The sequence below is a fragment of the Micromonospora costi genome, assembly GCF_003626655.1.
In the GTDB taxonomy this organism is placed as follows: Bacteria; Actinomycetota; Actinomycetes; order Mycobacteriales; family Micromonosporaceae; genus Micromonospora; species Micromonospora costi.
The window spans coordinates 154449-175866 of sequence record NZ_RBAN01000006.1 but is presented as its reverse complement, the minus strand read 5'-3'; the positions used below and the strand labels follow the sequence as shown (position 1 = coordinate 175866).

The window sequence follows — 21418 nt, the reverse complement described above, 5'->3', positions numbered from 1 at the left end:
AAGGAGACGGGCAGGCGACAGCGAGATCACGGGAACGCATCGAAAAATAGAAAGTATTCAATGTATGGGGAAAGCGGGATTTCCCGCGCTTTGGCGGCTGTCGACACCGAATTTCGATCCGGGCGGCGCGGAGGTCAGCCGGCGTCGGTCAGCCGGTCGGCCCGGCCGTGCAGGTAGCGCTGCTGGGCCAGGTTCGTCGACCGCGCGGCGGCCGTCCGGTAGGCGTCCCGGGCGGCGGCCCGCTCGCCGAGCAGCTCCAGCAGGTGGGCCCGCGCCGCCGGCAGGCGGGGATCGCCCGCGAGCCGGTCGTCGGCGGCCAGCTCGTCGAGCAGCGCCAGGCCCGCCGACGGGCCCCGGCTCATCGCCACCGCGACCGCGTGGTTGAGGGCCACCACCGGGTTGTCCTTCCCGTCGCGCAGCACCTCGTACAGCGCGGTGATCTGCGCCCAGTCCGTCTCGGCCGCGCTGGGCGCCTCGTCGTGCAGGGCGGCGATGGCCGCTTGCACCTGGTACGGCCCGACCGGGCCGCGGGGGAGCGCGGCGCTGACCAGGGCGACGCCCTCGGCGATCTGGTCGGCCTTCCAGAGGCCGCGGTCCTGCTCGGCCATCGGCACGAGCTCGCCGTGCGGGCCGGTACGTGCCGGCGCCCGCGCGTCGGTGAGCAGCATGAGGGCGAGCAGCCCGGCCACCTCCGGGTCGTCGGGCAGGAGCCGGTGCACCAACCGCGCCAGCCGGATCGCCTCGGCCGCCAGGTCGGCGCGGAGCAGACCCGGCCCCGCCGTGCGGGTGTACCCCTCGTTGAAGATCAGGTAGAGGACGTGCAGCACGGTGGCGAGCCGCTCCCGGCGCTGCTCGCCCGTCGGCAGGCGGAACGGCACACCGCTGTCGCGGATCCGCTGCTTGCCGCGGCTGATCCGCCGGGTCATGGTGGCCTCCGGCACGAGGAACGCCCGCGCCACCTCACCCGTGCTGAGACCGCCCACCGCCCGCAGGGTGAGCGCGATCTGGGACGCCGGCGAGAGCGCCGGGTGGCAGCAGAGGAAGAGCAGGATGAGGCTGTCGTCGCCGTCGGCCGGCGGCTCGTCGGCGGCCGGTGCCACCCGGTCGGCGGGCAGCACCCACCGGGCGACCGTGTCCTCCCGCCGGGCCCGCGCCTGCTCCCGGCGGAGCAGGTCGGTGAGCCGGCGGGCGGCCACCGCGATCAACCACGCCCGGGGACTGTCGGGTACGCCGTCGCGCGGCCACGCGGTGGCGGCGGCGATCAGCGCCTCCTGGGTGGCGTCCTCAGCGGTGTCGAAGTGTCCGTACCGGCGTACGAGCGCGCCGAGGACCTGCGGCGCGAGGTCGCGCAGCAGATCCTCGACGCGTCCGGCGGGCACCGGTCAGCCGGCCAGGTCCTCGATGCCGTCGACCACCGGCCGCACGTCGACGTACTCGCCCGGTGCGTCCGGGTTCACGAAGCCGGCGGCGATCTCGGTGGCCCGGTCGAAACTGGCGCACTCGACGATCGTGTAGCCGGCCAGCACCTCCTGCGTCTCCGGGTACGGCCCGTCGGTGACCACCGGCAGGCCGCCGTCGACCTGCACCCGCCGGGCGTGCACCGGCGCCGTCAGGCCGCGCGCGTCGACCAGCTCGCCGGACTCGGCGAGCGCCTGGTGGACCTTCTCCATGTGGGCGTGCATCTCGGCGACCTGCTCGGCCGACATGGCCGGCTTGTCGGACGGACCGCCGGTCATCATGTCGTAGTCCTGCTGCGAGCCGTACAGCATGATCATGTACTTCACGTCTGCTCCTTCCGCGGGCGCCCACGCGGCGCCGCTCACCCGAGACGTCGTCGCCGCCGGCCGGTTCCGGACATGCCCCTCGCGGGTCACCGCACCCGACCCGCCGCGAGAACGGCAGCGGTGGGCAGCCCGAGCAGCCCGTCCGGACCGAGGTACGCGGCGGCGAGTCGGTCGTACTCCGCACGGACCCGCCCACGCAACCGCGCCGGCGCGCCGTCCAGCAGAATCCCGAGCCACCCGATCCCGTTGGCCGGGCCGGACCACCAGTCGTCCGGATCGGTGCAGTGCACCCAGGACAGCGTCTCGCACCGCACCCACGTCCAGCTACCACCCGGCGCAGCTGCGCCGCGGCGGCGCGCGGGTCACCGACGTGGTTGACCACGAAGTTCGCCACCGCGGCGTCGAAGGCGCCGTCGGCGAAGGGCAGGTCCGGCAGCGCGGCCCGCACGTACCGTCCGCCGGGCCGGGACGCCCGCGCCGCCCTGATCGTGCTGGTCGGCGTCGACCGCCGTCACGGTCGGGGTGACCCTAGACCCGGGGACCGGCTCGCGTGGCCCTCGTACTGTCGGCTCATGACGCCGTGGATCGTGCTCGGGATCGTGGCCCTGCTCTTCGTCGGCTGCTTCCTGTACGTGGGTCGGCGGGACCGCCGCCGCCTCGGCGCGTCGGACGACGCGACCGCCGTCCGCGACGCGCGGGCGTCCCAGCAGCGGTACGAGGTCGAGCGGCACCAGTCGCAGGGCGAGACCTGGCTGAACGGCCGGACCGACGGCACCTGAACCGCAGCGCCCCCGCGCCCGTGGATCGTTTCGCATGGCGGCCGCGCCGCCGGGGTACTGGCTCGCGACAGGATGGACGCCGGGGAGGGCATAGTGGAGACACGGGCGGCACGACGGTCGCGGGGGCTGTTGGCCGGCCTGCTGGTGGTGCTGGTGGCCACCGCCGGCTGTTTCGTCGGCGGCGTCTCCGACCCGCAGGAGGGCGGTGAGCCGGCGCCGCGGCGCTCCGCGGCCGCGCCCGACCCGTCCACCACACGCGCCGACGGCACCACCAGCGTGGAGGAGTTCGCGCAGGACGTGGCCGACGCGCAGGCGGTGGCCGAGCGGTACTGGGCGGCCCAGTTCCGGGCCTCGGGGCAGCAGTTCCGGCCGGTCCGGCGCATCGTCCCGTACGAGCGGGCGGGGCAGGTCTCCTGCGGCGGGCAGCCGCTGCCCCGCAACAACGCCGTCTACTGCTCGCAGGGCGACTTCATCGCCTACGACGTCACCTGGTCGGTGGCCGCGTTCCGGCAGGTCGGGGACGCGTTCGTGTTCTACCTGCTCGGCCACGAGTACGCGCACGGCATCCAGGTACGCCTCGGCATCCGCTACGACTTCACCATCCAGCAGGAGCTCCAGGCCGACTGCATGGCCGGCGCCTACCTAGGCGACTCGGTGCGGGACGGCACCCTCACCCTCGGCGAGGGCGACCTGGAGGAGTTCCGGGAGGGGCTCGCGGCGGTCGGCGACGACCCGGACCAGCCCTGGTTCGCGGAGGGCTCGCACGGCACCGCGGAGCAGCGCACCGAGTCGTTCTTCCGCGGCTACGAGCGGTCGCTGGCCGCCTGCGACCTCGGCTGACCGTGCCCGGCCCGCCCCGCGCGGCCGGCCGGATTGCGTGGGTCACCCGGGCGGGCACCGCGACGACCGGCCCGGCGGATCCCTGAGAGGATCCCGGCATGTCTGCCGAGGACCCGCACACCCGTCGTCACCCGGCCGCCGTGCTCTTCGACATGGACGGCACCCTCATCGACAGCGAGAAGCTGTGGGACGTCGCGCTCACCGAACTCGCCGAGACGTACGGGGGCACCCTGTCCGACGCCGCGCGCAAGGCGATCATCGGCACCAGCATGGCCGACTCGATGCGGATCTTCCATGAGGACCTCGGCCAGCCGCACCGGGACCCGGCGGTCAGCGCCGCCTGGATCGACGCCCGGATCCTGGAGCTGTTCGGCACCGGGCTGCGGTGGCGTCCCGGCGCCCTCGCGTTGCTGCGGGCCGTACGCGCCGCGGGCATCCCGACCGCGCTGGTCACCTCGAGCGTCCGGCCGCTGGTCGAGGTGGCCCTGGAGACCCTCGGGCGGGACAGCTTCGACGCGGTGGTCTGCGGCGACGAGGTCGACGCCGCCAAGCCGCACCCGGAGCCGTACCTCACCGCGGCGCGGATGCTCGGCGTGCCGATCGAGCGGTGCGTGGCCATCGAGGACTCCGCCACCGGGGTCGCGAGCGCCCTGGCCGCCGGCGCCGCCGTGCTGGCCGTACCGGCCGAGGTGCCGCTGCCGGCCACCGAGGGCGTACACCAGTTGGAGAGCCTGACCGCCGCGGACCTGGAGCTGCTCGCGGCGCTGCTCGGCGAGCGCACCGCCGGCCTGTGACGCGACGAGGGGCCCCGCCGGCCGGCGGGGCCCCTCGCATCCGGTGCGTCAGTCGTGGGCGATGGCGCCCAGGACGTTGATCCGGGCCGCCCGGATCGCGGGCAGGACCGCCGCGACCACGCCCACGATCGCGGCGAGGCCGAGGAAGACTCCCATCTGCGACCAGGGCAGGATCAGGTCGGTGATGCCCTCGTCCTTGAGCGCCTCCACCACCGCGGCGCCGAGGCCGGCGCCGACGACGACGCCGAGCAGCGCGCCGAACACCGAGATCACCACCGCCTCCACGGTGATCATCCGCATGGTCTGCGCCCGGCGCAGCCCGATGGCCCGCAGCAGGCCCAGCTCCCGGGTGCGTTCCAGCACGGACAGCGCCAGGGTGTTGACGATGCCCAGCACCGCGATCACGATGGCCAGCGCCAGCAGGATCTGGATCATCGTGAGCAGCCCGTCGACCTGGCTGGCCTGCTGCTCGATGAACGCGTCCCGGTCGGCCACGGAGACCTCGGGGGAGTCGGCGAGCAGCGCCTCCACCTGCGGCTGCACGTCGGCGACCCGGGCGCCGGGGGCCAGCTGGATGAAGCCCTGGATCGGCTGCGGGATGGCGAAGTCGCGCACCGCCTCCGCCGGAAGCAGCACCCCGCCGGTGATCTGGCTGCTCTCGTAGATGCCGGTGACCGTGTAGGTGGTGGGCTCGCCGCGGGCCAGCTGCACCGGCACCGTCGAGCCGACCGACAGGTTGCGCGCCTCGGCCGTGTCCGAACTGACCAGCATCTGGCCCGGCGCGAGCCGGTCGATGTCACCGGCGGTGGGCCGCACACCGAAGACCTGCCGCAGCGCGGCGTCCTCGCTGCTCGCACCCACCCAGGTGCGCTCCCCGCCGACCACGGCCAGGTCGCCGTACTCGCCGTCGACCAGCTGGACGCCGGGGATCGCGGCGGCCTTCTGGAGCACCGCCGGGTCGAACGTCGGCGGACGCGGCCCGCTCTGCACGCCCGCGATCACCAGTTCGGCCTTGATCGTGTCCTGGGCGAGGCCGCTGATGCTGCTCTTCGCCGAGTCGAGGATCACGGTCACGCCGGTGACCAGGGCGATGCCGACCATCAGCGCGGCGGCCGTGATGGCGGTGCGGCGCGGGTTGCGCCCGGAGTTCAGCCGGCCCAGCTTGCCCGGCACCGACCAGGCGAAGATCGCGCCGAGCAGGCTCACCACCGGCCTGCTGATCAACGGGGTCAGCAACGCCACCCCGATGAAAGCGAACAGGACGCCACCGAGGATCGTGACGAGCGTGTTGCCCCCGGCGTTGCCGCCCAGCCCGAGGACGAGCAGCGCGGCGCCGACCGCCGTGACCAGCCCGCCGGCCAGCGTGATCCGGGTCAGCGGCCGGTCCGGGGTCGCGACGTCCTGCATGGCCGCGATCGGCGGGATCCGGGACGCCCGCAGCGCCGGCAGCAGCGCGGCCACCACGGTGATGACCAGGCCGACGGCGAACGCGCCGATCACCGCCGACGCCGGCACGCCGAGACCGGCCAGGGTGAGGCCGCCCGCGAGGTTGCCGAACGCCCACGCCAGCAGCGCGCCGATGCCGATACCGGCGGCCAGGCCCAGCACCGAGGCGATGAGCCCCACGGCGACGGCCTCCAGCACGACCGAGCCGATCATCTGCCGGCGGTTCGCCCCGATGGCGCGCATCAGCGCCAGTTCCCGGGTCCGCTGCGCCACGATGATCGAGAACGTGTTGAGGATCAGGAACGTGCCGACCAGCAGCGCCACCGCCGCGAAGCCCAGCAGGATCCGGTTGAAGAACGACAGGGCCTCCTTGAAGCCCTCGGCCGCCTCGGTGGAGAGCTGCTCACCGGTCTTCACCACGAAACCGTCGCCCACGGCCGAGGCCACCGCGTCGCGCAGCGACTCGTCGGACACCCCGCCGGCGGCCTTCACGGACACGCTGTTGAACGTGCCCGGCTCGCCCAGCATCAGCCGCTGCGCCATCGGCGTGGTGAACATGATCTCGTTGGCGCCGCCGATGGAGTCCCGGTTGCCGCTGTAACCGAAGATCCCGACGATCGTGAACTCGCGCTTCGGCTCCAGCGGGGTGAGCACGCCCACCCGCTCGCCGAGCTTCACCTTGCCGGCGGTCGCCAGGCCCTTGTTGATGACGATCTCGTCGTCGGCACGCGGCTCCCGCCCCTCGCGGAGCCGCACCACGTCCGACTCGCCCGTCCAGTTCTCGCCGAGCTGCGGCGGGCCGAACGAGGCCACGGCCTTGCCGTTGCTGCCGATCAGCCGCGCGCCGTCGGCGGCCACCACGCCGGTGGCCTCGGCCACCCCGGGCACCGCCTTGACGGTGTCGACCGTCGTGGCCGCGAACGGCGGGGCGGTCTGCTCGCCCTCCATCTCCGACATCGCGATCTTCGGCTTGGCCGCCACGTTGACGTCGATGCCCTCGTACGCGTCGGCGAAGATCGAGTCAAATGTACGGCCGAGCGTGTCGGTGAGCACGAACGCGCCGGACACGAACATCACCCCGAGCACGACCGCGAGTCCCGAGAGGATGAGCCGGAGCTTGCGGGCCAGCAAACTCTTCAGCGTCGCCCGGATCATCAGCCGTTCACCTCGGCCGGGGCGTCCAGCTTCTTCATCGTGTCCAGCACCGTCTCGGCGGTCGGCTCGATCAGCTCCGACACGATCTGCCCGTCGGCGAGGAACACCACCCGGTCGGCGTACGCGGCGGCGGTCGGGTCGTGGGTGACCATGACGATCGTCTGGCCGTGCTCGCGTACCGAGTTGCGCAGGAAGTTGAGCACCTCCGCACCGGCGCGCGAGTCCAGGTTGCCGGTCGGCTCGTCGGCGAAGATCACCTCAGGGCGCGACACCAGGGCCCGGGCGCACGCCACCCGCTGCTGCTGGCCACCGGACAGCTGCGCCGGCCGGTGGTCGAGCCGGTCCCGCAGGCCGACCGTGTCGATCACCGTGTCGTACCAGGCCGGGTCCGGCTTGCGCCCCGCGATCGACAGGGGCAGCAGGATGTTCTCCTTCGCGCTCAGGGTGGGCAGCAGGTTGAACTGCTGGAAGATGAACCCCACCTTGTCCCGGCGCAACTTGGTGAGCCCGGCGTCCCCCAGACCGGTGACCGTGGTGTCGCCGATCGCCACCGTCCCCCGGGTCACCGTGTCCAGGCCCGCCAGGCAGTGCATCAGCGTCGACTTGCCGGACCCGGACGGGCCCATGATCGCGGTGAACCGGCCCCGCTCGAACTCCGCGCTGACCCCCCTCAGCGCGATGACCTGCGCCTCGCCGCTGCCGTACACCTTCCACACGTCGTTCGCCCGGGCCGCGGCCTGCGCCTGCCGGCCTACCGTCGCGGTCACGTCGTCTCCCTCGTTCGATTCGTCGGTCCGCGCCGCCCCCCGCTGGATTCGGCGCGGCTGTTTCCCATCCTCGGTGCTTCCCGCCACCGTTCCGTCCGCCTGCGGTCGGAGCCGGCGCGGATTTCCGCGCTGCGGGTGCCCCCGATCCCGGCTCAGGGTTGCCCCTGATCGACCGTGCCGTCGACCGCGTTTCGCCGCCCGGGAGGCGCCCCGGCCGACGCTAGGAGCTCACGCCACGTGAGGGTCAACCGCGCCAGGCCGTCTGCGGTCACGGTAGGTGACGACGGCCACCGCGCCGTCGTGCCGGAGAGTGATCCGCGCGTACGCCCAACGGGGTAGCCGGAGGCCGCCGCTACGCCCGGGGGCGGACCAGACCCGTCTCGTACGCCAGGACGACGGCCTGCACCCGGTCCCGCAGCCCCAACTTCGTGAGCACGTGCCCCACGTGCGTCTTGATCGTGGTCTCGCTCACCGACAGCGCCGCGGCGATCTCGGCGTTGGACAACCCCCGGGCCATCTGCACGAGCACCTCCCGCTCGCGGTCGGTGAGCGCCGCCAGCGACCGCGGCGGGGCGGCCGCCGGGTCCGGCAGCGCGTCGGCGAAGCGGTCCAGCAGCCGCTTGAGGATGCGCGGCGCCACCACCGCCTCCCCGGCGGCCACCGTCCGGATCGCGGTCACCAGGTCCTCCGCCGGCACGTCCTTGGCGAGGAAGCCGCTGGCGCCCGCCCGCAGCGCCCCCACCACGTACTCGTCGAGGTCGAACGTCGTGAGGATCAGCACCCGCACCGGCAGCCGGGCGTCGACGATGGCCCGGGTGGCGGCCACCCCGTCCATCCGCGGCATCCGGATGTCCATGAGCACCACGTCGGGCAGCAGCCGGCGGGACAGGTCGACCGCCTCCACCCCGTCGCCGGCCTCGGCCACCACGTGCAGGTCGTCCTCGGCGCCCAGCACCATCCGGAAACCGGTCCGCAGCAGCGGCTGGTCGTCGGCGAGCAGGATGCGTACCGGCCGTGCCGCCTGATCCGTCATTCCCGTCTCCCTGTCCCGCCCGGTCACGCCGCGACCGGCCCCGGCCGCTCCACGGGAATCCTCGCGTACACCCGGTAGCCTCCGCCGGCGCGCGCGCCGGTGCGCAGGACACCACCGTAGAGCCCGACCCGCTCCCGCATGCCCACCAGGCCGTGCCCCAGCCCGCCCGACCCGGGCGCCGGCCCCCGGCCCGTGTCGGTCACCTCCACCTCCAGCGCCGACGGGCCGTGGACGATCCGCACCTCGGCCGTCGCCGCCCCGGCGTGCTTGAGCGCGTTGGTCAGCGCCTCCTGCACGATCCGGTAGACCGCCAGCGCCACCCCCTCCTCCAACGCGCCGGGCGTGCCCTCGACGCGCAGCGTCACCGGCAGGCCGGCCTCGCGCACCTGCTCGGCGAGGGCGTCGATGCCGGCCAGGCCCGGCTGCGGGGACAGGTCGGCGACCGGCTCCGCCTCGGTACGCAGGACGTCCAGCAGCCGGCGCAGCTCCCGCAGCGTGGCCCGGCTGGTCTCCTCGATCGTGCCCAGCACCTCGTCCGCAGCGTCGGGATCGCGGCGCAGCACCCGGCGGCCGCCGGTGGCGAGCACCCCCATGACGCTCACGTGGTGCGCCACCACGTCGTGCAGCTCCCGGGCGATCCGGCGGCGCTCGTCGGCGACCGCCTGCGCGGCGAGCGCCCGCTGCCGCTCCTCGGCGACCCGCGCCCGCTCCCGCAGCGCCCGCGTGGTCGCCCGGCGGGCGTGCACCACCCGGCCCACCGCGTAGGAGAGCAGCCCCACCAGCAGGTTGTTCAGCACCACCAGCGTCGGACCGACGGCCAGCGGCACGGCCGGCGGGGCGATCGCGGTCGCCACCGCCACCGGCACCCACAGCACCAGCGCGGCCAGCGCTGCCGTGCGGGCCGGGCGGCGCGCGGCGAGGGTGTACGTCAGCACGGCGAACGCCAGGCCCTGCACGGCCGGACCCGTCCCGGTCAGCGCCGGCAGCGGCAGGGTGGCCAGCGCCGCCGCGACCGCCGGCCAGGGCGCCACCCGGCGCAGCACCACGGGCACCGCGCACAGCACGCTCCAGCCCAGCGCCGCGGGCAGCCGCCACGGCCAGTACTCCCGCGGCGTGAGCAGGGTGAACAGCAGGTCCAGCGCCACCAGGCCGGCGGCGAACAGCGCGTCGGCGGCGAGGGGGTGCCGGCGCAGCAGGGCCGTAGGGGCCTCGGTCATACCGCGACGCTAGCCGCCACCCCGCCGGGATGATCGTCGCCGAGGGCGAGCCTCGTCTCCTCCCCGAGGAGGAGGCTCACTCGTCCGCGCCGGGGGCCGCCGGCCGCGAGCGGGCGTCGCGCAGCGGGTCGGCGCCCGCCCCACCGACCGGGAACGGCGGCGGGGTGCCGCCGAAGCTCGGGCAGAGCGCCTGGTGGCTGCACCAGTCGCAGAGCCGGCTCGGCCGGGGCCGGAAATCCTGCCGCGCGGTGGCCTGCTCGATGGCCCGCCACAGCGCCACCACGGTGCGTTCGAAGCGGAGCAGCTCCTCCTCGTCGGGCGCGTAGTCGCAGATCTCGGCGTCGCGCAGGTAGAGCAGCCGCAGCACCCGGGGCACCACCCCCCGGGTGCGCCAAAGCACCAGCGCGTAGAACTTCAGCTGGAACAGCGCCCGCGCCTCGAACGCCTCCCGCGGCGCGCCGCCGGTCTTGTAGTCGACGACCCGCAGCGCGCCGTCCGGTGCGACGTCGAGCCGGTCGAGGTAGCCCCGGATGAGCAGCTCCTCGTCGACCACCGCGGAGATCAGACTCTCCCGCTCGGCCGGCTCCAGCCGCCGCGGATCCTCCACCGCGAAGTAGCCCTCCAGCAGCGCCGCGGCGGACCGGAGGAACTCGGCCGCGGACGCCGGGTCGCCGCCCGCGGGGAACAGCTCGGCCAGCTCGGGCTGCTCGGTGACCAGCCGGTCCCACTGGGGGGCGACCAGGTCACCGGCCGCGGCCGGGGTGCGGCCGGCGGCCGGCAGGTCGAACAGCCGCTCCAGCACCGCGTGCACCAGGGTGCCCCGGGCCTGCTCGACGGTGGGCCGCTCGGGCAGGCGGTCGATGCTGCGGAACCGGTAGAGCAGGGGGCAGGTCTTGAAATCCGCCGCCCGCGAGGGGGACAGGGACGCCCGCACCGTCGCCGGGACCTCCGCCGGGGCCGAGGGTTGCTGGGTGGTCACCGCGTCCGCCGTCATGCCCGGAAGGTTAGGGCACCGGTGTGACACCCACCGCGCCCGCCGCCCCGCGCGCCGTCCCAGACTGGGTACGTAGCATCGTCCCGATGGAGCAGACGTCCCGGCCGCGACGCCGGCCCGGTGGCCCCGGCCTGACCGTGGGGCGGATCTTCGGGGTGCCGCTGCACCTCAACGGCTCGATGCTCCTGCTCTCGGCGCTGGTGGCCGTGCTGTACGCCGAGTTCGCCCGCCACCAGCTCGCCCTGCCGCAGCTGGGCGGTTACGTGATCGGTGTCGGCTTCGTGGTGTCGCTGCTCGGCTCGGTGCTGCTGCACGAGCTCGGCCACGCCCTCACCGCCCGCCGCTACGGCATCGGCGTCCGCGGGATCACCCTCGAACTGCTCGGCGGCTACACGGAGATGGACCGCGACGCGCCCACGCCCCGCGTGGACCTGCTCGTGTCGCTGGCCGGCCCGGCCGTCTCGGCGGTGCTCGGCGTGCTCGCGGTCGCCGCCACCCTCGCCCTGCCCGACCGTACGGTCGCCAACCAGCTCGCGTTCCAACTGGCCGCGAGCAACGTGATCGTCGCGGTCTTCAACATCCTTCCCGGCCTCCCGCTCGACGGCGGCCGGGCGCTGCGCGCCGCGGTCTGGGCGCTGACCAGCGACCGGCACCGGGGCACCGAGGTGGCCGGCTGGATCGGTCGGGCCGTCGCCGCGGGCACCGCGCTGCTGGTCGCGGCCCTCACGCTCACCCGGCACCTGTCCCCGCTCGCGCTGCCGCTCATGCTGCTGGTCGCGTTCACGCTGTGGCGCGGCGCCGGCCAGTCCATCCGGTACGCCCGGATCAGCCGGCGGTTTCCGCTCATCGACCTGTCCCGGCTCGCCCGGCCGGTCTGGCCGGTGCCCACCGGCACCCCCCTCGCCGAGGCGCAGCGCCGCGGCGACGAGGCCGGCCCGGCGGGGGCCGTCCTGCTGGTCACCGACGGCACCGGCCGGCCGCTCGCCCTCGTCGACCCGGTCGCCGCCGCGGCGGTGCCCGCCGAGCGCCGGCCGTGGCTGGCCGTGGACGCGGTGTCCCGCTCGCTGGCCACGCTGCCCGCCCTGCCGCTGGGTACGGACGGGGAAGCGGTGATGGAAGCCGTGCAGACCCACCCGGGCGCGCAGTACGTCGTGACGGCAGGCGAAGATGTCGTCGGCGTTCTGCACATCGCGGATCTCGCCAGGCTCCTCGAACCCGACCGGAAGATGAACACGTGAGCGCGACTCCCTCCGCCGTCCCGGCCGACTCGGGCACACCGGTGCCCGCCGACCGACCGGGACTGCCGCCGGTGCACCGGGGCCCCTTCCGGGTCGGTGACCGGGTGCAGCTGACCGACCCGAAGGGCCGGATGCACACGATCACCCTCGAACCCGGCAAGGCGTTCCACACCCACCGCGGCATCCTGGAGCACGACGCGCTCATCGGCCTGCCCGACGGCAGCGTGGTCACCACGAGCGGCGGCGGCACCGCGTTCCTCGCCCTGCGCCCGCTGCTGTCCGACTACGTGCTCTCCATGCCGCGCGGCGCCCAGGTGATCTACCCGAAGGACTCGGCGCAGATCGTCGCGATGGGCGACATCTTCCCCGGCGCGAAGGTGCTCGAGGCCGGCGCCGGCTCCGGCGCGCTCAGCTGCTCGCTGCTGCGCGCCGTCGGCACCGAGGGGGAGCTGCACTCGTACGAGGTGCGGGACGACTTCGCCCAGATCGCCCGCCGCAACGTCGAGGCGTTCTTCAACGGGCCGCACCCGGCCTGGCACCTGCACGTCGGCGACGTGGCCGAGTGCCGCGAGACCGGGTTCGACCGGATCATCCTCGACATGCTCACCCCCTGGGAGACCCTCGACATGGTCGAGCGGGCGCTGCTGCCCGGCGGGGTGTTCATCGGCTACGTGGCCACCACCCCGCAGCTCTCCGAGCTGGTGGAGGCGCTGCGCGAGCGCGGCGGCTGGACCGAGCCGCGGGCGTGGGAGTCGCTGGTGCGCGACTGGCACGCCGAGGGCCTGGCCGTCCGCCCCGACCACCGGATGGTCGCCCACACCGCGTTCCTGGTCTCCGCGCGCAAACTCGCCCCCGGCGTGACCGCCCCGCCGCGCCGGCGCAAGCCCAGCAAGGGCGCCGAGGCGTACGTCCAGCGCCGCCAGGTGCTGCGCGAGGCCGAGGCGGCGCGGCAGGCGGCGGCCGCGCAGCCCGCCGGCGCGGGGATCGACCCGGCGGGGGAGATGGACACGCCGTGACGGGCACGGGCGGCCAGGCATGAGCGGACGCGTCGTCCGCGCCGATCAGGACCAGCGGAGCGTCGACCGGAGGGAGGCGGCGGCATGAGCAGCCCGGGCTACGGCGGTGGGGACCTGCCCGCGGTCTTCCCGGACTGGTCGCCCTACCAGGACCTGGAGTCGGCCGCCCGCGCCTACCTGCGGGACCCGGACATCGCCCTGGAGGCCCTGGGCGGGGTGCTGCGCGGCGCGTCGGTGCTCGGCTTCACGCTCGAACGTTTCGTCAACGAGGTCAACGGCGTCTGGCAGGAGGTCGTCGTCTGCGACGGCAGCCGGCTCGTCCTCTGGCACGGCGAGGACGTGCCGCCCGGCGAGGGGCCGCCCGGCTCCATGACCTCGTCGCTGCGGGTGGTGCCGGTCTCCACGGTCACCGAGGTCGGCTGCCGGCGGCGGCTCACCCGCTCCGACAGCGGGGAGATCCGGGTCGACAGCATCGACGTCTACCTGCTGCTCACCTCGCTCGACGAGGCGCCGCCGGCGGAGGAGGCGGGCGGCGCGCCCCGGCACGACGCGCTGCGCTTCGGCAAGACGCTCGACGACGGCGGCGCCGGGCAGATCGCCCGCCTGGAGGAGTTCGCCCGGCTGGTCGCCTCGGTCGTCGGCCGCCCGCTGCTCTGAACCCGCGCAGGCTGGCACGGCCGCGCGTTCCGGACGCCGGGCGCGGACCGGCGGTGTCTCAGTCCTGCGCGTCCGGCCCGGCCACCGCGACGCCGTCGCTGCCGCGCACGACGTGGATGCACTCGCCGGGGCACTCCTTCGCCGAGTCGATCACCTCGAGCCGCAGGTGCTCGGGCACGTCGACCCGGCTGCCGGGGGCCTGCAGGAGCTCGCCGTCGGGGCCCTTCACGTAGGCCAGGCCGTCGATGTCGAACTCGAAGACCTCGGGCGCGTACTGCACGCAGAGCCCGTCACCCGTGCAGAGGTCCTGGTCCACCCAGACCTGAAGCTGGTCTGTCGCGACCTCCGCCACCGGCGCACCCCCCATGTTCTCCCGTCCCACGCCCCGACGGTACCCGAACGGCCGCACCGGTCCTCCCGGCCCACCCTTGGCGATCAAGGTTCGGTGACAGGGGCGTTGCGCGGGACCGAATCGCGCTCATAGCGGCTAGTGTTAGGGCAGAACGTTCAAGCCCCCCGGGGAGGTGGGACGTGGCACGCAGCGACGACGCGGACTCGCGCGCCGCACGGTGGGAGAAGGAGGCCCACGATCTCTCCACGCAGGTCGCGTTCCTGCAAGAGGAACTCGCTCTGGTGCGGCGCAAGTTGACCGAAAGCCCCCGACACGTCCGGCAGCTCGAGGAGCGGCTGGCGGCCACCCAGGCCCAGTTGGCGCGGCTGACCGAGAACAACGAGCGGCTCGTGAGCACTCTCAAGGAGGCTCGCGCGCAGATCGTGACGCTCAAGGAGGAGATCGACCGCCTCGCCCAGCCACCGAGTGGCTACGGTGTCTTCCTGGCCCGGCACGAGGACGGCACGGTCGACGTCTTCACCGGCGGCCGCAAACTGCGGGTGGCGGTGTCGCCGTCACTCGACGTGGCCGAGTTGCGGCGCGGGCAGGAGGTCCTGCTCAACGACGCGCTGAACATCGTCGACGCGTTCGGCTACGAGCGGGTCGGCGAGGTGGTCATGCTCAAGGAGGTGCTGGAGAGCCCCGGCACACCGGGCGACCGGGCGTTGGTGGTCTCCCACTCCGACGAGGAGCGGGTGGTACACCTCGCCGACACCCTGATCGGCGCCCCGCTACGGGCCGGCGACTCGCTCATGATCGAGCCCCGCTCGGCGTACGCGTACGAGCGGATCCCGAAGAGCGAGGTCGAGGAGCTGGTCCTGGAGGAGGTGCCCGACGTCGACTACTCCGACATCGGTGGCCTCCAGGCGCAGATCGAGCAGATCCGCGACGCGGTGGAGCTGCCCTTCCTGCACGCCGACCTGTTCCGCGAGCACCAGCTCCGCCCGCCCAAGGGCATACTGCTCTACGGTCCGCCCGGCTGCGGGAAGACGCTCATCGCCAAGGCGGTGGCCAACTCGCTGGCCAAGAAGATCGCCGAACGCCGGGGCGAGGAGAAGCACACCAGCTTCTTCCTCAACATCAAGGGCCCCGAGCTGCTCAACAAGTACGTCGGCGAGACCGAGCGGCACATCCGGCTGATCTTCCAGCGGGCGCGGGAGAAGGCCGGCGAGGGCACCCCCGTCATCGTGTTCTTCGACGAGATGGACTCGGTGTTCCGCACCCGCGGCTCCGGCGTCTCCTCCGACGTGGAGAACACGATCGTCCCGCAGCTGCTCAGCGAGATCGACGGCGTCGAGGGCCTGGAGAACGTCATCGTCATCGGCGCCTCCAACCGGGAGGACATGATCGACCCGGCCATCCTGCGCCCGGGCCGGCTCGACGTGAAGATAAAGATCGAGCGGCCGGACGCCGAGGCGGCCAAGGACATCTTCTCCAAGTACATCCTCTCCGGCCTGCCGCTGCACCCTGACGACCTGGCCGAGCACGGCGGCGACGCCCAGGCCACCGTGGCCGCGATGATCGACGCCGTGGTGCTGCGCATGTACTCGGAGACCGAGGAGAACCGGTTCCTCGAGGTCACCTACGCCAACGGCGACAAGGAAGTCCTCTACTTCAAGGACTTCAACTCCGGCGCGATGATCCAGAACATCGTCGACCGGGGCAAGAAGATGGCCATCAAGGAGTTCCTCACCTCCGGCCGTAAGGGGCTGCGCCTGCAGCACCTGCTCGACGCCTGCGTCGACGAGTTCCGGGAGAACGAGGACCTTCCCAACACCACCAACCCCGACGACTGGGCGCGCATCTCCGGCAAGAAGGGCGAGCGGATCGTCTACATCCGCACGCTCGTCTCGGGCGGCAAGGGCGCCGAGGCCGGCCGGTCCATCGAGACCGCCAGCAACACCGGCCAGTACCTCTGACCGGTCCCGTGCGGTAGGGGCCCGGGGTGGCGACACCACCCCGGGCCCCACCGCGTGTCCTGAGCCGGTTCCCCCTCGGCACCGGTGCCACCGCCGCCGCGACCCTGCGCGGCCTGACCTTCCCGCGTCCGAGGAACGATGCCGCCCGAGCCCGCTGTTCTGGACCAGCCCACCGACCCGGGACGACCCCGCGACACGGTGCCCACCGCCGGTGCGGCGCCGCCGGGAGAGCCACTGCCCGCCGACGTACGCCCGCCCGCCGTCACGGAGCCGGCCGACGGAAGCACATCGCCCGACCCGGCGGCCGATCCGGGCACGGCCCAGCTTGCCGGGCGGTCCCGCCGGGCGCTCTGGTGGCTGATCCCCGCGCTCGCGGCGGCCTGGCTCCTGCCGTTGGCGGCGCAGGCCCTGCACGCCACCGCCGCGTTGCCCCCGCTGGTGCTGCTCGCCACCGCCGGGCTCCTGCGTGCCGGCCGTAGCCTCTTCGACCGCATCCTGCTGGCCGTCGTCCTGCTGCTCGGCGTGACCGCCGCGGCGGGCCTGCTGTTCACCGTGTGGCCGTGGAAGCTGCAACCCGTACCGGTCACCGGGCTGGCTCTCACGGTGCTCGCGCTGATGGCCGCCGCCACCGGCCGCCGGCCCGCGCTGCCCCGACCGTCCTGGACCGACGCGGTCCCGCTCGCGCTCACCGCCGTCGTCGTCCGCTACCTCGCCACGCCGTACGTCGAGGCCACCGACGCCGCGCAGCGCGTCGCCGTCCTCATGCGCGGCGAGGACAACCTGCGCCACCTCGCCCTCGTCGACGTGATTGGCCGGATCGGCGGTTACCCGTTCGTCGACGCCGCGGCCGTACGCGAACACCTGCTGTCCCAACTCGTCTACTACCCGCAGGGCTGGCACCTCAGCGTGGCCCTGCTCGACGGGTTCCTCGTCCCGCCCGCCGCCGGACCGCGCGGGCTCGCCGGCGTCGACCACTACGCGGGCTGGACGCTGGCCGGCTTCGGTCTGCTCACCCTGGCGCTCTACTGGGCGGCCCAGTGGCTGCCCCTCCGCCTGCACCCGCTGCACCGCGTCCTGACCGCCGTGCTGGTCGGCTCCCTGCTGCTCGGCACCCAACTGCCGCGCCTGCTCACCTCCGGCTACCCCACCGAGGCGCTCGGCATGACGCTCACGGTCGTCCTGGGCGCTCTCGTGGCCCGGCCGGTCAACCGCCGCCGCGACCAGCTCGTGCTGCTCGGCACGCTGCTGGTCGGCATCGCCTTCACCTACTACCTGTTCCTCGTACCGGCCGCGCTGCTGGTGGCCGGCTGGCTCCTTGTCGCCCGTGGCCGGGCGCTGCGCGGCGTGGCCGGCACCGCGACCGTCGTGGCCCTGTGCACCGCCGCGCTCGTGCCGGTCGTACCGCTGGCCGGCCTGCTGCTCGCCGACCAGTCCGAAGCCCTCGCGGCCACCAACGGGCCGGACACCACCGAGGCCCGCCTCGCGCTCCTCGGCCTGGGCGGCGTCGTGGCCCTCGCCCTGATCCTCGCCGGGACGCTGCGCACCGGGCGGGTCTGGCGGCGCTACCTCTGGGTCGTCCTCACCGGCGCGGCCTACGCCGTGGCCATCGCCCACCTGACCATCGCCGAGAGCGGCGAGGCCGGGTACTACTTCAACAAGTCCATGCACCTGGCCACCGCCCTGTTCGTCGTCGGCACCGCGGCGGTCGTCGGCCTCGTGCCGGGCGCCGGCCGCCGGTCCGGCCGCGGCGCGCTCGCGACCGTGGTGTACGCCGCCCGAGCGGTGGCCAGCACCGTGCTCGTGGTGGTCACCGGCGTCACCGCGCTCACCGCGACCGGGCTCGTCGACCGCAACCGCAGCCTGCTCCTCGCCGAGGACGTGTCCTGGGCCGAGCGCTGGGTCGCCCCCGACCTCAGCGACCGCCCCCGGACGGCCCGCACCTGTGTCGACGCCTACCGCCGCTACCCACCCGTCCCCGACGCCGTCACGGTCGTCGTGGACCAGTCCGCCGGCCGCAGCTACCGCGCGTCGATCTGCCTCTCCAGCCTCCAGGGCACGACCGCCCAGACCGAGCCGGCCATCTACGAGCTGTCGCTGCGGGAGCCCGACCGGACCGTCGAGATCCTGCGTCGGATCACCGGGCCGGTCCGGCTCGTGGTCGCCGACCCGGTGGCGGGCCGGCGCATCGACCGGCTGCTCCGCAGGGAACCGCAACTGCGCTCCCGGGTCACCACCGTGCCCGCGGTCGTCGCGTACTGAGTCCTCGCGCGCCGCGTCGGGACGCCACACGCCCCCACCCGCCGTCGGGCCGACTACGCTCGACGGGACGGGGACCGGACGGGCGAGCGGAGCGGGTAGGTCGATGAGCGTTAGACGGATCATGGGCACGGAGGTCGAGTACGGCATCTCCGTGCCGGGCCAGGCCGGGGCGAACCCGATGGTCACCTCGTCGCAGGTGGTGAACGCCTACGGCGCTCGCCCCGAACTGAACCGCGGCGGGCGGGCCCGCTGGGACTACGAGGAGGAGTCGCCGCTGCGGGACGCGCGCGGCTTCACGTACTCCGGCGCCGCGTACGACCCGGCCGAGGCGCTCGCCGACGAGGACCTCGGCCTGGCCAACGTGATACTCACCAACGGTGCCCGGCTGTACGTCGACCACGCCCACCCGGAGTACTCCACGCCCGAGGTCACCAACCCACTGGACGTCGTGCGCTGGGACAAGGCGGGGGAGCGGGTGATGGCCGAGGCGGCCCGCCGCGCCGCCACCATCCCCGGCAGCCAGCAGATCCACCTCTACAAGAACAACACCGACAACAAGGGCGCCAGCTACGGCGCCCACGAGAACTACCTCATGCGTCGGCAGACGCCGTTCGCCGACATCGTGGCGTACCTGACGCCGTTCTTCGTGACCCGGCAGGTGGTCTGCGGCGCCGGCCGGGTCGGCATCGGCCAGGACGGCGGCCAGAGCGGCTTCCAGATCTCCCAGCGGGCCGACTTCTTCGAGGTCGAGGTGGGCCTCGAGACCACCCTGAAGCGCCCCATCATCAACACCCGGGACGAGCCGCACGCCGACGCCGACAAGTACCGGCGGCTGCACGTGATCATCGGCGATGCGAACCTGTCGGAGATCTCCACCTACCTCAAGGTCGGCACCACCGCGCTGATCCTCACCATGATCGAGGAGAAGGCGCTCAGCCCCGACCTCGGCATCGCCGACCCGGTCAGCGAACTGCGCGCCGTGAGCCACGACCCGTCACTCACCCACCGCATGCGCCTGCGCGACGGGCGGCGGCTCACCGCGCTGGACGTCCAGTGGGCCTACTTCGAGCGGGTGAAGTCCTTCGTGGACGACCGTTACGGCGCCGACGCGGACGCGCAGACCGTGGACGTGCTGGCCCGCTGGGAGAGCGTGCTGGACCGGCTGGGCCGCGACGCGATGCTCTGCGCCGACGAGCTGGACTGGGTGGCCAAGCTGCGGCTGCTGGAGGGCTACCGGGAGCGGGAGAAGCTCGGCTGGGGCTCGCACAAGCTGCAGCTGGTCGACCTGCAGTACTCCGACGTCCGCCCGGAGAAGGGCCTCTACCACCGGCTGGTCTCCCGGGGGGCCATGAAGACGCTGCTGAGCGACGACGAGACGCGCGCGGCGATGACCGAGCCGCCGGAGGACACGCGGGCCTACTTCCGTGGCCGCTGCCTCGCCCAGTACGCGTCCGAGGTCGTCGCGGCGAGCTGGGACTCGGTCATCTTCGACGTCGGCCGCGAGTCGCTGGTCCGGGTGCCGATGATGGAGCCGGAGCGGGGCACCCGCAAGCACGTCGGCGCCCTGTTCGACCGGTGCGCCAGCGCCAAGGACCTGCTGGAGACGCTCACCGGCGGCTGATCCGCCGGATCGGAAGGCCCGCCGGGCTGCCGACAACGGCGCGCGGCGGGCCTTTCGTCGCCCCCGCGAGGTAAGTTTCTCGCAAGAGATCGTGGAGGAGGCATCTGATGGCCACTCGTGACAGCGGCGGTCAGTCGCAGTCGGGCAAGTCCCGCCAGGGCGAGGAGATCGAGGACGTCACCACCGAGGCGAACCCGGAGGTCGCCGAGCGGCACGCCGAGATCACCGAGGACGTCGACGACCTGCTCGACGAGATCGACTCCGTCCTGGAGGAGAACGCCGAAGAGTTCGTGAGGGGTTACGTCCAAAAAGGCGGACAATAAGCTGAATGCCCGATTCGCTCAGGGAGTCGGGCAAGAAGTGCCCCCTACTACTGCAAGACCTGCGCGGCGGCCCGCTCGGAGGCGAGCCGCCGCAAGCGCGGGATCGGACCGCAGAGAAGAGCTTCTGTGCCGGTCCCCGCGGCATGAAGTGGTGTCCGGAACGCGGGGAACCCGATCCGGAACATGTGGACCACGATCATCGCACCGGATGGGTGCGCGGGATACTCTGCTTCAACTGCAACGGTGGTCTTGGCCAGTTCCGTGACAGTCCTACGAGGCTGGCCAGGGCGATCACGTACCTGAGAGGAACCACGTGGCAGCGGGCTTTGATCCATCCGGGCGTCTACCAGATGCGTTCACCAACGCGGGGACGTCCTCCTTCACGACGTTCCTGAGCAAGGTGGCTCCCGAGATGCTGCCCGGCCGGCGGCCGCTTCCCCCGGGCATGGCCGCCGACATGGCGCCGCACGCGACCACCATCGTGGCCATCTCCGCCGCCGGCGGTGTCGTGATGGCGGGCGACCGGCGCGCCACGATGGGCAACCTGATCGCCCAACGGGACATCGAGAAGGTGCACCCCGCGGACGCGTACTCGCTGGTCGGCATCGCGGGCACGGCCGGCATCGGCATCGAGCTGATGCGACTGTTCCAGGTGGAGCTGGAGCACTACGAGAAGATCGAGGGCGCGATGCTCTCGCTCGACGGCAAGGCCAACCGGCTCGCCTCGATGATCCGGGGCAACCTGGGCGCCGCCATGCAGGGCCTCGCGGTGATCCCGCTCTTCGCCGGCTTCGACCTCGCGGCCACCGATCCGGCGCGGGCCGGCCGGATCTTCAGCTTCGACGTGACCGGCGGCCCGTACGAGGAGACCGGCTACGACGCCATCGGGTCCGGTTCGCTGTTCGCGAAGTCGGCGCTGAAGAAGCGGTTCCGCGCGGGGCTGTCGATGGACGACGCGGTCCGGCTCGCGGTGGAGGCGCTCTACGACGCCGCCGACGACGACACGGCGACCGGCGGCCCCGACCTGACGCGCCGGATCTACCCGGTGGTGATGACCGCGACCGCGGAGGGCACCCACCGGCTCACCGACGCCGAGACGGCGGCGATCGCGGAGGCCGTGGTCTCCGGCCGGATGGAGAACCCGGGCGGCTGAGCCGGCCGGTCGGTAGTCGTCAGCAGTCGTCC

General features: G+C 73.4%; 21 protein-coding genes and 1 pseudogene. 12 read left to right on the top strand and 10 right to left on the bottom strand.

Going from position 1 to position 21418, the window contains the following annotated elements; genetic code table 11:
- Window positions 1–134: 134 nt before the first annotated feature.
- The 4 genes and pseudogenes from D7193_RS28165 to D7193_RS34945 all read right to left on the bottom strand — a co-directional run.
- The gene (locus D7193_RS28165; protein ID WP_120782659.1) at window positions 135–1379 is read right to left on the bottom strand and encodes an RNA polymerase sigma factor; all 1245 of its coding nucleotides are present in this window, start codon (window positions 1377–1379) and stop codon (window positions 135–137) included.
- A gap of 3 nt (window positions 1380–1382) precedes the next feature.
- Complete coding sequence (locus D7193_RS28160) at window positions 1383–1775, bottom strand: YciI family protein (protein ID WP_241563585.1); 393 nt, start codon at window positions 1773–1775, stop codon at window positions 1383–1385.
- 95 nt (window positions 1776–1870) lie between these two features.
- The gene (locus D7193_RS28155) at window positions 1871–2098 is read right to left on the bottom strand and encodes a hypothetical protein (RefSeq protein ID WP_120782657.1); all 228 of its coding nucleotides are present in this window, start codon (window positions 2096–2098) and stop codon (window positions 1871–1873) included.
- 59 nt (window positions 2099–2157) lie between these two features.
- Window positions 2158–2232: pseudogene (locus D7193_RS34945) on the bottom strand (hypothetical protein); the annotation flags it as partial.
- 124 nt (window positions 2233–2356) lie between these two features.
- Between D7193_RS34945 and D7193_RS33305 the strand changes: the two are divergent.
- The 3 genes from D7193_RS33305 to D7193_RS28140 all read left to right on the top strand — a co-directional run bounded on the left by D7193_RS33305 (window position 2357) and on the right by D7193_RS28140 (window position 4197).
- Complete coding sequence (locus D7193_RS33305) at window positions 2357–2563, top strand: hypothetical protein (protein ID WP_147434470.1); 207 nt, start codon at window positions 2357–2359, stop codon at window positions 2561–2563.
- A gap of 93 nt (window positions 2564–2656) precedes the next feature.
- Entirely contained in the window at window positions 2657–3403 is a 747-nt protein-coding gene (locus tag D7193_RS28145) for a neutral zinc metallopeptidase (RefSeq protein ID WP_241563556.1), read from the top strand.
- Window positions 3404–3543: 140 nt separating this feature from the next.
- The gene (locus D7193_RS28140; protein WP_277749931.1) at window positions 3544–4197 is read left to right on the top strand and encodes an HAD family hydrolase; all 654 of its coding nucleotides are present in this window, start codon (window positions 3544–3546) and stop codon (window positions 4195–4197) included.
- Between the two features lie 48 nt (window positions 4198–4245).
- On the opposite strand, the gene D7193_RS28135 is transcribed toward D7193_RS28140, so the two are convergent.
- The 5 genes from D7193_RS28135 to D7193_RS28115 all read right to left on the bottom strand — a co-directional run bounded on the left by D7193_RS28135 (window position 4246) and on the right by D7193_RS28115 (window position 10809).
- Window positions 4246–6798 (bottom strand): ABC transporter permease, encoded by a 2553-nt coding sequence (locus tag D7193_RS28135; RefSeq protein ID WP_120782655.1) that lies wholly within the window; start codon window positions 6796–6798, stop codon window positions 4246–4248.
- Window positions 6798–7565 carry an ABC transporter ATP-binding protein gene (locus tag D7193_RS28130; protein WP_120782654.1) on the bottom strand — a complete coding sequence of 256 codons (768 nt, stop codon included), beginning with the start codon at window positions 7563–7565 and terminating at the stop codon, window positions 6798–6800. The genes D7193_RS28135 and D7193_RS28130 overlap by 1 nt, the downstream gene beginning before the upstream one ends.
- 352 nt (window positions 7566–7917) lie before the next feature.
- A complete protein-coding gene (locus D7193_RS28125; protein ID WP_120782653.1) occupies window positions 7918–8598 on the bottom strand; it encodes a response regulator in 681 nt (226 codons plus the stop codon).
- Between the two features lie 23 nt (window positions 8599–8621).
- Window positions 8622–9815 (bottom strand): sensor histidine kinase, encoded by a 1194-nt coding sequence (locus D7193_RS34665; protein WP_120782652.1) that lies wholly within the window; start codon window positions 9813–9815, stop codon window positions 8622–8624.
- 76 nt (window positions 9816–9891) lie between these two features.
- Window positions 9892–10809 (bottom strand): RecB family exonuclease, encoded by a 918-nt coding sequence (locus D7193_RS28115; protein ID WP_120782651.1) that lies wholly within the window; start codon window positions 10807–10809, stop codon window positions 9892–9894.
- An 86-nt stretch (window positions 10810–10895) separates the two neighbouring features.
- Here D7193_RS28115 and D7193_RS28110 point away from each other — a divergent pair, with 86 nt between their 5' ends.
- The 3 genes from D7193_RS28110 (at window position 10896) to D7193_RS28100 (ending at window position 13720) form a co-directional block, all read left to right on the top strand.
- Window positions 10896–12047, top strand: coding sequence for a site-2 protease family protein (locus tag D7193_RS28110; RefSeq protein WP_120782650.1), 1152 nt, complete (start codon window positions 10896–10898; stop codon window positions 12045–12047).
- Window positions 12044–13063, top strand: a complete 1020-nt coding sequence (locus tag D7193_RS28105; RefSeq protein WP_377456350.1) for a tRNA (adenine-N1)-methyltransferase — start codon at window positions 12044–12046, stop codon at window positions 13061–13063. The genes D7193_RS28110 and D7193_RS28105 overlap by 4 nt, the downstream gene beginning before the upstream one ends.
- 84 nt (window positions 13064–13147) lie before the next feature.
- Window positions 13148–13720: a hypothetical protein gene (locus D7193_RS28100; protein WP_120782649.1), complete on the top strand. Its 573-nt coding sequence runs from the start codon at window positions 13148–13150 to the stop codon at window positions 13718–13720.
- A gap of 58 nt (window positions 13721–13778) precedes the next feature.
- Here the strand turns inward: D7193_RS28100 and D7193_RS28095 are convergent, their stop codons facing one another.
- Window positions 13779–14072, bottom strand: a complete 294-nt coding sequence (locus tag D7193_RS28095) for a ferredoxin (protein WP_120782781.1) — start codon at window positions 14070–14072, stop codon at window positions 13779–13781.
- Between the two features lie 179 nt (window positions 14073–14251).
- Here D7193_RS28095 and arc point away from each other — a divergent pair, with 179 nt between their 5' ends.
- From arc to prcB, 6 genes are all read left to right on the top strand, one after another.
- A complete protein-coding gene (gene arc, locus D7193_RS28090; protein ID WP_120782648.1) occupies window positions 14252–16030 on the top strand; it encodes a proteasome ATPase in 1779 nt (592 codons plus the stop codon).
- A 138-nt stretch (window positions 16031–16168) separates the two neighbouring features.
- Window positions 16169–18289: a hypothetical protein gene (locus D7193_RS28085; RefSeq protein WP_147434469.1), complete on the top strand. Its 2121-nt coding sequence runs from the start codon at window positions 16169–16171 to the stop codon at window positions 18287–18289.
- Window positions 18290–18392: 103 nt separating this feature from the next.
- Entirely contained in the window at window positions 18393–19910 is a 1518-nt protein-coding gene (gene dop / locus D7193_RS28080; protein WP_120782646.1) for a depupylase/deamidase Dop, read from the top strand.
- A gap of 107 nt (window positions 19911–20017) precedes the next feature.
- On the top strand, window positions 20018–20233 hold the full coding sequence (locus tag D7193_RS28075; RefSeq protein ID WP_067366797.1) for a ubiquitin-like protein Pup: 216 nt from the start codon (window positions 20018–20020) through the stop codon (window positions 20231–20233).
- A 5-nt stretch (window positions 20234–20238) separates the two neighbouring features.
- On the top strand, window positions 20239–20628 hold the full coding sequence (locus D7193_RS34775) for an endonuclease VII domain-containing protein (protein ID WP_338324138.1): 390 nt from the start codon (window positions 20239–20241) through the stop codon (window positions 20626–20628).
- On the top strand, window positions 20547–21386 hold the full coding sequence (prcB, locus tag D7193_RS28065) for a proteasome subunit beta (protein WP_120782645.1): 840 nt from the start codon (window positions 20547–20549) through the stop codon (window positions 21384–21386). The genes D7193_RS34775 and prcB overlap by 82 nt, the downstream gene beginning before the upstream one ends.
- The last annotated feature ends 32 nt before the right edge of the window (window positions 21387–21418 follow it).